The sequence below is a fragment of the Streptomyces sp. NPDC002490 genome (genome assembly GCF_040296045.1).
Classification (GTDB): Bacteria; Actinomycetota; Actinomycetes; order Streptomycetales; family Streptomycetaceae; genus Streptomyces.
In genome coordinates this window covers 89,420-101,406 of sequence record NZ_JBEOWM010000016.1, presented here as the reverse complement: position 1 = coordinate 101,406, position 11,987 = coordinate 89,420, and the positions used below count along the sequence as shown (strand labels likewise).

Here is an 11,987-nt window from a genome sequence, read left to right as displayed (position 1 = left end):
GGGCCCCGATGCCAGTGGCTCCGCCGGCTGGATTCGAACCAGCACTACAAGGCTTCAAAGGCCTGCGGGCTACCGTTACCCCACGGCGGATCACTGCCCCAGACCTTACCCGAGTCGACCGTGGTCGCCGTCACGGTTCCCGGCCACGCACGGTTCGGTCCTTTTGCGGACACACGCCGCCGAACGGCCGCGGCACGCGCCTCTGGCGTCCCCGCGGTCGGGGCGTCCGCGGGAGCCCGCACCGCCCGGGCGCCGCGGGGGTCCGTCCCCCGAAACTCCTCGTGGCAGCCGTCCGTCCCGCCCGTACGCTGGGTCCATGACCACGACGGGGGAAGACCACCGGGCGGCCTTGACCGGGCCGTGGTGGTGGCCGCGGCGGCGCAGCGCCGTGCTGGACGTGACGCTGGCCGCGCTGTCGAGCATCGAGTGCGCCAAGCAGGGCGCCGACTTCGCCGGCGGCGTCGGCCTGCCCTCCGGGGCGGGGCTGGTGTTCGGCATGCTGGTCGGGGCCGTGCTGCTGGTGCGGCGCCGGTGGCCGGTGGCGGTGGTGCTGGTGGCGATCGCGGTCACCCCGGCGGAGATGGGTTTCCTGCTGGGCGTGGTGGGCCTGTACTCGCTCGCCGCTTCCGAGGCCCCGCGCCGGATCATCGCGGGCCTGGCCGGGATGTCCTTGCTCGGCGCGCTGATCGTGTCCTACGTGCGCACCGAGCAGGAGGCGGCGGCGGGGGCGCTGCCCGCGGAGGGCTGGTTCGTCCTGTTCATCGCCCTGACGATGTCGCTGGGGCTGACCGCGCCCCCGGTGTTGCTCGGCCTCTACATCGGTGCGCGACGACGGCTGATGGAGAGCCTGCGGGAGCGGGCCGACTCGCTGGAGCGGGAGTTGCAGCTGCTGGCGGAGCGCGCGGAGGAGCGCGCCGAGTGGGCGCGGAGCGAGGAGCGGACCCGGATCGCCCGGGAGATGCACGACGTGGTGGCGCACCGGGTGTCGTTGATGGTGGTGCACGCGGCGGCCCTCCAGGCGGTGGCGCGCAAGGACCCGGAGAAGGCGGTGCGCAACGCGGCACTGGTGGGGGACATGGGGCGGCAGGCGCTGAGCGAGTTGCGGGAGATGCTGGGCGTGCTGCGCACCGGCGAGGGCACGGTGTCGACGGCGCAGGGCGCCGGGTCGGTGCCCCTGGCCGCAGTGGGGGCCGCCGCCGCGGCGGCGGCGTCCCGGGCGGCCGGGGACGGCGGGGTGCCGGTGGGGGACGGGCCGTGCCTGGCGGATCTGGACGAGTTGGTGGGGCAGTCGCGGGTGGCGGGGATGGCGGTGGTGCTGTCGGTGGAGGGGGAGCTGCGCGCGTACGCGGCGGCGGTGGAGCAGACGGCGTTCCGGGTGGTGCAGGAGGCGTTGACGAACGTCCACAAGCACGCGGCGGGGGCCCGGACGCACGTGAGGTTGGCGCACCGGACGTCGGAGATCGCGATGCAGGTGGAGAACGAGGCCCCGCCGGTGGACGGGGAGGGCGCGGCGGCGCGGTTGCCCAGCGGGGGCAACGGTCTGGTGGGGATGCGGGAGCGGGTGAGCGCCCTGGGGGGCGTGTTCGTGTCGGGGCCCACGGACAGCGGGGGGTTCCGGGTGTCGGCGGTGATCCCCCGCGGGGTCTGACGGACTCGGTGCCGCTCGGCCCGCCGGGCTACGGGGCCGTGCTGAGGCGGGCCGGCCGTGCTCCGGTGACGAGGGTGGTGAGGGCGGCGTCCATGTCGGGGCCGAGGTACCAGTCGCCGGTGTGGTCGAGTCCGTACACACGGCCCTCCGCGTCGATGGCGAGCAGCGCCTGGTGGTCACCGGGGGCGGGCGAGCCGGCGATGACCTCCTCGCCCAGCGGGCTGACCTCGGTGCCCAGGGCGCGACCGAGGTCGGCGAGGGTGCGGGCCAGGTGCAGCCCGTGCAGGGGGTCGAGCCGGACCGCGGTGGGGGCGACCGGGCGGCCGGCGCCGGGCGGGACGGGCCCGGGGGCGAGGTGCAGCCCGCCGAACTCGGCCCACGCCTCGACGGCGGCGGGGAAGACGGCGTGCTCGTGGCCGGCGGGCGAGGTGTGGGCGCGCAGGGTGTCGGCCCAGTACTCGGCCTGCTTTATGTCCCAGCGACCGGGTTCCCAACCGGCGGCGCGCAGGGCGGCCTCGACGGGGACGGGGAAGCGGGTGGTGGAGGTGCGGTCGGGCTGCATCGGCTCTCGTTGGGTGGGGGCGGGTGCGGGGCTGGTCAGCGGGGGCCGATGACGCGTACGCCGAAGTGGCTGGCGAGGGCGGCGCAGGCGCGGCAGGGGTGGGCGAAGGTGCCGTGCAGGGGGTCGTCGTCCTCGCGGATGCGCCGGGTGGTGAGCTTGGCGTGTTTGAGGGCCTTGCGGGCTTCGCCGTTGGTCATGGGTTTGCGCCGGGCCCGTTTGGAGCGCTCGGTGTCGGCGGCGGTGAGGTGACGGGAGATGAGGATGGTCTCGGCGCAGCGTCCGGTGTAGCGGTCGCGGCGGTCGCCGGCGAGTGCGTCGAGGAACTCCTGGACCAGGGGGTGCAGGATGGGCGGCCGGTCGCCGCGGGCGGCCGTGCCGGTGAGCGTCGTGCCGTGGACGGAGAGCGCCGCGGCGACGGTCGGGAGGATGCCGTCCCTCCGGTGGGCGAGGACCGGCGGGTCCACGGTGCGCTCGGCGCTCCATCCCACCCGGGGGTCCCCCAAGGTGCCGGACGGCGTGCGGGACGCGGCACGCGCGGGCGTGGGCGCCGGTACGGTCGCCGTCGCGCCGGCCGACGGGGTCGGTCGGATCGGCCGTGCTTGTGGTGTTCTCATCGGACCTGCTTCCCTCCCCGCGGGAGGGCGCCTGGCTGGTGTGGCCGCCCCGCGTGCGGTGTATCAGCCTGCCAAATCCGAGCGCCGCTGTGGAAGCTGCGGCGTTGCGGGGCAGGCCGTCGCGCGTGTCGCTCGTCGTACGGTCACGTCGGCGTGACAGCAGGTCACCGAAGTCGTGGGCCGATGACCGGCATGGCGGTTCGGATTAGGCTGTCGCCGACTGAGTTCCGTCCGCATCGATGACGTACATGATCACGCATCGATCCAACCCAGCGCCGCAGGGGGGCTACCGCCATGACGACAGGTCGGCTCGGGCAGCAGGCCGCGCCGCCGAACGCGGTGTACGCCGGGCAGGTCGTGCACTTCCCGGACCCGGTCCGGGCGGCCCGGCACCCGCGGGGCGTGCGGGTGGACGAGCGGGGGCATCCGGACTTCTCGCCGTACGCGCGGGTCGCCGTGGAGGTCGCGGAGCCGCCGGCCGGCTTCGGGGTCGACGAACTGCGGTTGACGGACTACGTGTCGGCGAACGCGGTGTGCGCGGCGGAGCGGCACCCGTTGTGGGAATCGGTGCCCTCGGTGGCGACCCCGCACGGCTGGACCTGGCACCACGTGGCGGGCACCCGGCGGTTGGAACTGGTGCCGGTCGAGGTGAAGGCGCTGCTGCGGCACCACGGCGGCCTGGCCACCGCGCCGGTGGACCAGGAGAAGCGGGGGACGCGGCCCTTGCAGGAGACGCGCCCCGCGCACGTCGGTCTGCCGCGCGGTGCGGTGGCGGTGTCGGAGGCCCAGGTGCAGTCGGTGGAGGAGGAACTCGGCTACCGGCTGCCGGGGGCGTACCGCACGTTCCTGAAGGCGGCCGGCGGCTGCGCCCCGGTGGGGGTGGCGCTCGACGCCGAACTCGGCCTGTTGGTGGACCAACCCTTCTTCACGGTGCGGGACGAGGCGGCGGTCAACGACCTCGTCTACATGAACAAGTGCCTGCGCGACCACCTGACCAAGGACTACCTGGGCATCGGCTTCGTGCAGGGCGGACTGTTGGCGGTACGGGTGCGCGGCCGGGCCCCGGGTTCGGTGTGGTTCTGCGCGTACGACGACGTGCGGGACCGGGACGGTTGGTCGGTGCAGGAACGGGTGGAGCAGTTGTTGATGCCGTGCGGCGAGGACTTCGACGGGTTCCTGTCGCGGTTGGCCGGCAGTCCGCCGGAGTTGGAGACGGTGGCGAACCTGATGGTCGACGGCGGGTTCGCGCGCTCGGTGCCGGTGGGCGGCACCGGGTCGGACACGCGGGCCGCGGGGGAGTGAGCAGCCGATGGTGACGTTCGCGCAGGCGCAGGAGCGCGGCGAGGAGTGGGTCAACGGCGAGGTCCCGGCGTACCAGCACCGGGAGGTGCGGGTGCGGGAGTTCGGGCTCGGCTTCGTGGTGTGGGCGGAGGACCGTCCGGAGGGCCCGCGGTCGGACGGCGGTGCGCAGCGGCTCGTCATCGCCCGGGACAGCGGGGAGGCCACGCTGTGGCCGTCGCTCCCGGTGGGCGAGGTGATCCGCCGGTACGAGGAGGAGTACGGGCCGGTCGCGGGCGCCGTCGAGCAGGGCGCGGGCGCCGGTCCCGCCGCGCCGGAGCGGATCGACCTGCACCAGACCTCGTTCCTGCTGAGTCCGCCCGAGTGGTTGCAGGAGGCCGCGGACCAGGCCGGGATTCCGGATCAGCGGCGCGAGGCGGGTGGTTCCGGTGGGCCCGGCGGGTCCACGGGGGCCGGGACGTCGACCTCGGCCGGCGCCTCGGCGCCGGGTGCTGAGGCTTCGGGCCCCGCAACGGGTGGCGCGCCGGCGGCTCCGGCCGCGCCGGAGCCGCCCCTGGCGCAGACGGTGGCCGGGCCGCCCGGTCTGGCGCGGACCCTGGCCGGGCCCGCCGGTGCTGCGCCCCGCCCGGGGGCGCCCGGTGCCGGTGCGCCGTCCGGCCCGCAGCCCCGACCGGACTTCGAGGACACGCCGTGGGCCGGGACGGACACCTCGGGCGGTGGTGACGAGGCGGGCTCGGTACCGCTGCCCGAGACGGTGATCGCCGCGCCCGCGGTCGAGGAGAGCGCGGTTCCGTCCGTGCCGGCGGACGCCCCCACGGCGCTGATGCAGGGCGGCAGCCAACTGCCGCCCACCGCGGTGGCGGCGGCGCTGCGTCCCACGCCTCCCGCACCGGAGGCGTCGTCCGGCCCCGCGCCGGGCGCGCCCCCGAGCGTGCCGACCCCACCGCCGGGCGTCCCCGCGGCACCGCCCCCCGGAGGGCCCGCCACCCCGCCCCCCGGAGCGCCCCGCGTGCCCGGGGCGCCCGGGCCGTCCGCGGCGGGTTCCCCGCCGTCGAGGGGCGCGCAGGACATCGCCGACGCGGCGACCAGCAAGGCGCAGCGCCCGCCCCGTGGCCCGGGGCGGGGCGGTGCCTCGGTGCCGCCGCCCCCTCCGCCGCCGCCCGGCGTGCCCGGTGTGCCGGGCGCGCGACCGGGGGCGCCCGCGGGGCCCGGTGCGCCGGCCGGAGGCTACGTCCCCACGCAGTTGACGCCCTCGCTCGGCGGGGCTCCGGGGGCTCCCGGCACTCCGCGGGGCGGAACGGACCCGGCAGCGACCGTGTTGGCCGGACCGTCCGGGCCGGGGGCGCCGCCCCCGCCGCCCGGGCCGCCCGGTGCCCCGGGCGGCGGGGTGCACCACGCGGCGACCATGTTCGCCGGCTCCGGTGGCCCGGCCGGCCCCGTGCCGGGCGTGCCGCCGACCCCGCCCCCGGGCGTTTTGGGTGCGCCGGCGGCGCCGCAGGGCGGGGGCCCCGGTGCACCGCCGCCCCCCCCGCCCGGTCCGGTGGGCCCGCCGGGTGCGCCGGCGCCCGCGTACGGGTATCCGCCCGCTCCGCCGGGGCAGCCGATGGTCGGCCCGGGCTACCAGGCCGTGCTGCGCTACCGGGCCGCGGACGGTTCGGAGCAGCAGCTGATCCGGCGTTCGGCGCCGGGCACCCCGCACCCCGAGTGGCAGATCCTGCACGAGTTGCGGGCCATGAACGTGCCCCCGCAGCAGGTGCTGGAGCTGCACACGGAGCTGGAGTCCTGCGAACTGCCGGGCGCGTACTGCGCCCGGATGATCCGGGAGAGCTGGCCGCAGGCGCGCGTCACGAGCATCGCCCCGTACGGCACGGACCACGCCTCGCGCCAGCAGGGCATGCGCCAGTTGTTGGAGCACCAGGGCGAGTTGCACCAGGTCGCGGACGGTCCGGCGCGGCCCGCGCCGGTGCGTGCGCCGTTGCCGCCGGTGCAGCCGGCGCCCCCGGCACCGCCGGAGGCCGTCGCCCAGGAGTTGGCGGCGGCGTTCGGGCCCGGGGTCTTCCGGTTCGACCAGCACGCGGTGTCGCGCCAGGGGGTGCCCGAGGCGGTCGCGGTCACGTTGATGTGGGCGGGCCTGCCGGTCGAGGTGGGACCGTTCTTCTGGGCACAGGCCAGGCCGGGGCATCCGGTGCCGACGCTGGCCGAGTACGCCCAGGAGCGGGGTGTCCGGCCCGCCCCGGACGCCTCCTCCTACCTGGTGGTGGGCAGCGACTTCGGCAAGGCGCTGTGCGTCCAGTACGGGACGGCGCACATCGTCGCGGTGCCGGTGGAGGCCGGTCCGGGCGGTGCGCCGGTGCCGCCGCAGTTCGTCAACTCCGGGCTGCCGGAGTTCGTGCGGTGCCTGGCTCTGCTGGGGCGGATGTGGCGACTGCGCTACGGCCTCACCCCGGAGCAGGCGGGGCGCTGGACGGTGGACTTCCAGGCCCAGCTCGCCGCGCTCGACCCGGCGGCGCTCGCCTCGCCGGAGGGCTGGTGGTCCGTGGTGCTGGAGCAGATGTGGGACGGCCTGTTGTAGGCCGTCGACGGTTCGTTCCGTGCGGGAGGCGCCCGACCCGTTGGGGGGTCGGGCGCCTCCCGCGTTGGGGGGTGCCCGTCGACGGCCACCTGCGCTGCGGGACGTGGTGGTGTGCGAGGCGTCCGGGGCTCATGGGGCACGGGAGCGACGGGGCGTGCGCGGGGGTGCGGGGTGCGGGCGGGAGTTCGGGTGCGTCCGGGACACGGGGGCGTGGTGGGCGGGTATGGGAAGTGACAACCCCGATTCCGCCTTTCGGTGCCTTTGGGCGCATCCTGGGGTGAGCGGACGGCGGAGCGCCGGGGCCGCCCGGGTCCCGTGCGGGGCCGGGGGCCGGCTCCGTGCGGGGTTCCGGTCGCGTCGAGGAGAGGACTCACAGGTGAGCAGTGCAGCATCGGCGTCGCCCCACGGTTTCGGAGTGCAGCGGGGGCGCGGCTACCGCCGGGACCAGGTCGACCGCCGGATCGCGGAGTTGTCGCACCTGCGGGACGGGGCGTGGGAGCGGGCCGCCCGACTGACCGTCCTCGCCAAGGAGATGGAGGCGGAGGCCGTCCGGCTGCGGGAGCAGGTCGCGGGGTTGGCCCCGCAGACCTACGAGTCCCTGGGGGAGCGCGCGGCCGGTCTCCTCGTCTCCGCCGAGGCCGAGGCCGCCTCGGTGGCGGGCGCGGCCCGGGACGAGACGGCCCGGTTGCTCGCCGAGGCGGAGGAGGCCGGCCGGTTGCTGGGTGCGGCGGCGGCCGAGCGCGCGCGGTCGGTGCGCGAGGACGCCGGTGCCCGGGCGCGGAAACGGATCGCCACCGCGACCGCCCAGGCGGCGGACGCCCTGGCGGCGGCCGAGGAGGACGCCGCCGACCTCCGCGGCCAGGGGGCCGCGGTCCTGGCCGACGCCCGGGAACGGACGGCGGCGCTCCGCGCCGAGCAGGAACGGGACCTCGCGGAACGGGGCCGGGCCGCCGAGACCGCGGAGGCCGAGCAGGCGGCCGGGGCGGAGGCGGCGCGCGCCGAGCTCCTGGCGCGGGCGGAGGAGGGCCTCGCGGCGGCGGAGCGCGTCCGGGCCCGCGCGGTCCAGGCCGCGGGGCGGGCGCAGGGCGAAGCGGAGGCCGAGGCGGCGCGGTTGCTGGCGCGGGCGGAGGCGCACGAGGAGCGGACCGCCCGTGAGACGGAGCGGGTGCTGCGCGAGCACGGGCGGGAGTGGGACGAGGTGCGCGCCCACATCGCGCACGTCCGCAGCAGTCTGGCCGCGCTGACCGGGTCGGTGCCGGAGGAGGAGTAGGACGCCGGCGCCGCGGGCGGTCGCGGCCGTCGGGCGGAGCGGAACGGCGCCGCCCGGTCCGTGCGGCGCTTGACCTTCGCACCGTGGCAGGGCGGAGGCTGCGCGGGAACGGGCCGACGGGTGCGCCGGCACCCTGAGGCGCGCCCCTCGCGGGCCGGCGCGTCCCCTAGGGGTACCTCGGTAGGAGGGGGCGGTCGGGTGTCGTACCACCGGAGGAGGTGCGGGGGCTGACCGATCCTTAGATTGGTCTTACACGGCGGGGAACGGCCGGCCCACCAGGGGTCGGCGACGGCCTCCCGCCGTGGATCCGGCACGTGCCTGCGGTTTCTCCGGGGGGTCGCGGGGGCGTGCGGATCCACGAGCAGGGGCACCGAGCGGGGGCGCGGTGCGGGCGGGCCGTCGAGCCGTTCGCCCGTGGCCCTGCTGCGGGCCACAGGTCGGGTACTGAGGTTAACCCCAGGAAAAGACTGCGCTCTGCACCAGGGCGCGGCACCCCGGCCGCGTCCGAGACTGGTCGTACGACGGGTTGACCGCCCTTCCGCCTCCACCCGGGACAACGGGTTCCCTCCTTCCTTGGGGGCCCCGTTCCCTTCGCTGACCGACATAGGAGACATACGGTGACAACGGCTGTGAGCACGCCCCAGCGCGGGGGTACGGGAGGGCGTACGGCCGTGGCGGCTCGGGCGCGGCAGGTCGTGAAGGCGTACGGCTCGGGGGAGACCCGGGTGGTCGCGCTGGACCACGTCGACGTGGACATCGCGCGCGGCCAGTTCACCGCGATCATGGGGCCCTCGGGCTCCGGGAAGTCCACGCTGATGCACTGCCTCGCCGGCCTCGATACCGTGACCGGCGGCCAGATATACCTGGACGAGACCGAGATCACCGGGCTCAAGGACAAGAAGCTGACGCAACTGCGCCGGGACCGGATCGGCTTCATCTTCCAGGCGTTCAACCTGCTGCCCACGCTGAACGCCCTGGAGAACATCACGCTGCCGATGGACATCGCGGGCCGCAAGCCGGACCGCGCCTGGTTGAACCGGGTGGTGGAGACGGTGGGCCTCGCGGGTCGGCTCAAGCACCGTCCGACCCAGCTGTCGGGCGGTCAGCAGCAGCGGGTGGCGGTGGCCCGGGCCCTCGCCGCCCAGCCGGAGATCATCTTCGGCGACGAGCCGACGGGCAACCTCGACTCCCGCGCCGGCGCCGAGGTCCTCGGCTTCCTGCGCCGCTCGGTGGACGAGCTGGGGCAGACGATCGTGATGGTCACCCACGATCCGGTGGCCGCCTCCTACGCCGACCGCGTGCTGTACCTGGCCGACGGCCGGATCGTCGACGAGATGCTCCAGCCGACCGCCGAGGCCGTGCTCGACCGGATGAAGGACTTCGACGCCCGGGGGCGCACCTCATGACGGTCGTGAAGACCTCCCTGCGCAACTTCCTGGCGCACAAGGGGAGAATGACGCTCTCCGCGGTGGCGGTCCTGCTGTCCGTCGCGTTCGTCTGCGGCACCCTGGTGTTCACCGACACCATGAACACCACGTTCGACAAGCTGTTCGCCACGACCTCGGCCGATGTCACGGTCAGCGCCAAGTCCGCCGCGGACGCCGGTGAGAGCACCCCCACCGGCCGTCCCGAGACGGTTCCCGGCTCGGCCGTGCAGCAGGCGGCCAAGGCCCGGGACGTCGTGTCGGCGGAGGGAGCCGTGTCCTCCACCGGCGTCACCGTCGTCAACGCCGACGACGAGAACGTCGGAGCCACCAGCGGTGCCCCCACCTTCGCGGGCAACTGGACGCGCAACGACCTGCGCGCCATGGAGATCAGCTCCGGCCACGCCCCGCGCGGTCCCACCGAAGTGATGGTCGACGCCGACACCGCCGAGAAGCACGACCTGAAGCTCGGCGACGAACTGCGCACCATCACCGCCTCCGGTGACTTCACGACGAAGATCTCCGGCATCGCCGCCTTCAAGGTCACCAACCCGGGCGCGGCCATCGTCTACTTCGACACCGCGACCGCCCAGCAGCGACTGCTCGGGGCCACCGACGTGTTCACCCAGATCCACGTGACCGCGGCGGAGGGCGTCAGCGACGCCACCGTCAAGCGGAACGTCGCCGAGGCGCTCGGCGCGGGTGCCTACAAGCTCCAGACGCAGCAGGAGGCCGCCGACGCCGGACGCGAGGAGGTGGGCTCCTTCCTCGACGTCATGAAGTACGCCATGCTCGGCTTCGCCGGGATCGCCCTGCTCGTCGGCGTCTTCCTGATCGTCAACACCTTCTCCATGCTGGTCGCCCAGCGCACCCGGGAGATCGGGCTGATGCGGGCCATCGGCTCCTCGCGCCAGCAGGTCAACCGGTCGGTGCTGATCGAGGCGCTGCTCCTCGGCGTCGTGGGTTCGGTGCTCGGCATCGGCGCCGGCATCGGCCTCGCCGTGGGACTGATGGAGCTGATGGGTTCCCTCGGCATGGAGCTCTCCACCGAGGACCTCACGGTCACCGTCGTGACCCCGGTCGTCGGCCTGGTCCTCGGGATCGTGGTCACCGTCCTCGCCGCCTACCTCCCGGCCCGCCGGGCCGGCAAGGTCTCCCCGATGGCGGCCCTGCGCGACGTGGGCACCCCCGGTGACGGCACGTCCGGGCGGATCCGCGGCGTCGTCGGTCTCGTCCTCACCGGCACCGGAGCCGCCGCGCTCTACCTGGCCGCGGACGCCGAGGAGGCCGGCGACGGCTCGCTCTTCCTCGGCCTCGGCGTCTTCCTCACCCTGGTCGGCTTCGTGGTGATCGGCCCGCTGCTCGCCAGCGCCGTGGTCCGCGCGCTGAGCCTCCTCGTCCTGCGGGTGTTCGGCCCGGTCGGGCGGATGGCCGAGCGGAACGCGCTGCGCAACCCCCGGCGCACCGGGGCCACGGGAGCGGCCCTGATGATCGGTCTCGCCCTGGTGGCGTGCCTGTCGGTGGTCGGTTCCTCGCTGGTGGCCTCGGCGACGGACGAACTCGACAAGTCCGTGGGCGCGGACTTCATCGTCCAGTCCGACAGCGGCCAGGGCATCGTGGCGCAGGCCGAGCGGGCGATGAAGGCCAACGCGGACCTCGACCACGTCACCCGGTACAAGCTGGTGGACGCCGAACTCACCACCCCGGACGGGAAGACCCACGACACGGAGCTGTCCGCCGCGGACCCGACCTATCCGCAGGACCTGCGCCGCGAGGTCACCGCCGGCGACCTCGACGCCGCCTACGGCGAGGACGCGATGTCGGTGTCCCGGGGCTTCGCCGCGGAACAGGGGCTGAAGGTCGGCGACACCCTGCCGGTGGCGTTCAAGGGAGGCGAGAAGGCCGAGCTGAGGATCGCCGCCATCACCGCGGACGACACCAGCATCGACATGAACGCGCAGTACCTCAACATCACCACCGTCGAGAAGTACCTGCCGGCCGACCGGATGCCGCAGAGCGTGATGGTCTTCGGCAAGGCCGGGGACGACCGCGCGGACGCGGCGTACGCCTCCCTCAAGGGCGACCTCAAGGAGTTCCCGCAGTACACGGTCCGCAACCAGGCCGACTACAAGGAGCAGCTCCAGGACCAGGTCGGGCAGTTGCTGAACATCGTGTACGGGCTGCTGGCCCTCGCGATCATCGTGGCCGTGCTGGGCGTGGTGAACACCCTGGCGCTGTCGGTGGTGGAGCGGACCCGGGAGATCGGGCTGATGCGGGCGATCGGGATGTCCCGCCGCCAGCTGCGGCGGATGATCCGGCTGGAGTCGGTGGTCATCGCCCTCTTCGGCGCCCTGCTCGGCCTGGGGCTGGGCATGGCCTGGGGCACCACCGCCCAGAAGCTGCTGGCGCTGGAGGGGCTCAAGGTCCTGGAGATCCCCTGGCCGACGATCGTCACGGTGTTCATCGGCTCGGCCTTCGTCGGACTGTTCGCCGCGCTGGTCCCCGCGTTCCGTGCGGGCCGGATGAACGTCCTTCGTGCCATAGCCACCGACTGAGCGGGCCCCGCGGCGGCCGGGGACGGGGAAGCGCCCCGTCCCC

Annotated in this window: 8 protein-coding genes and 1 tRNA gene; 6 read left to right on the top strand and 3 right to left on the bottom strand. The window is 75.1% G+C overall.

What is annotated here, in order from left to right:
- Nucleotides 1-15: 15 nt before the first annotated feature.
- Nucleotides 16-90: transfer RNA gene (locus ABT092_RS13065), tRNA-Gln, on the bottom strand.
- A 226-nt stretch (nt 91-316) separates the two neighbouring features.
- Between ABT092_RS13065 and ABT092_RS13060 the strand changes: the two genes are divergently transcribed.
- On the top strand, nt 317-1,648 hold the full coding sequence (locus ABT092_RS13060; RefSeq protein WP_351243009.1) for a sensor histidine kinase: 1,332 nt from the start codon (nt 317-319) through the stop codon (nt 1,646-1,648).
- A gap of 28 nt (nt 1,649-1,676) precedes the next feature.
- On the opposite strand, the gene ABT092_RS13055 is transcribed toward ABT092_RS13060, so the two are convergent.
- On the bottom strand, nt 1,677-2,210 hold the full coding sequence (locus ABT092_RS13055) for an SUKH-3 domain-containing protein (protein ID WP_351243007.1): 534 nt from the start codon (nt 2,208-2,210) through the stop codon (nt 1,677-1,679).
- Nucleotides 2,211-2,245: 35 nt separating this feature from the next.
- Entirely contained in the window at nt 2,246-2,824 is a 579-nt protein-coding gene (locus ABT092_RS13050) for a YwqJ-related putative deaminase (protein ID WP_451363926.1), read from the bottom strand.
- A gap of 294 nt (nt 2,825-3,118) precedes the next feature.
- On the opposite strand from ABT092_RS13050, the gene ABT092_RS13045 reads away from it, so the two are divergent.
- The 5 genes from ABT092_RS13045 to ABT092_RS13025 all read left to right on the top strand — a co-directional run bounded on the left by ABT092_RS13045 (nt 3,119) and on the right by ABT092_RS13025 (nt 11,944).
- Nucleotides 3,119-4,126 (top strand): SMI1/KNR4 family protein, encoded by a 1,008-nt coding sequence (locus tag ABT092_RS13045; RefSeq protein ID WP_351243003.1) that lies wholly within the window; start codon nt 3,119-3,121, stop codon nt 4,124-4,126.
- 7 nt (nt 4,127-4,133) lie between these two features.
- Nucleotides 4,134-6,695, top strand: a complete 2,562-nt coding sequence (locus ABT092_RS13040; protein ID WP_351243001.1) for an SUKH-4 family immunity protein — start codon at nt 4,134-4,136, stop codon at nt 6,693-6,695.
- 376 nt (nt 6,696-7,071) lie between these two features.
- On the top strand, nt 7,072-7,965 hold the full coding sequence (locus tag ABT092_RS13035; RefSeq protein ID WP_351242999.1) for a cellulose-binding protein: 894 nt from the start codon (nt 7,072-7,074) through the stop codon (nt 7,963-7,965).
- 629 nt (nt 7,966-8,594) lie between these two features.
- Nucleotides 8,595-9,371: an ABC transporter ATP-binding protein gene (locus tag ABT092_RS13030; protein ID WP_502968434.1), complete on the top strand. Its 777-nt coding sequence runs from the start codon at nt 8,595-8,597 to the stop codon at nt 9,369-9,371.
- Nucleotides 9,368-11,944, top strand: a complete 2,577-nt coding sequence (locus ABT092_RS13025; protein WP_351242995.1) for an ABC transporter permease — start codon at nt 9,368-9,370, stop codon at nt 11,942-11,944. The genes ABT092_RS13030 and ABT092_RS13025 overlap by 4 nt, the downstream gene beginning before the upstream one ends.
- Nucleotides 11,945-11,987: the final 43 nt, after the last annotated feature.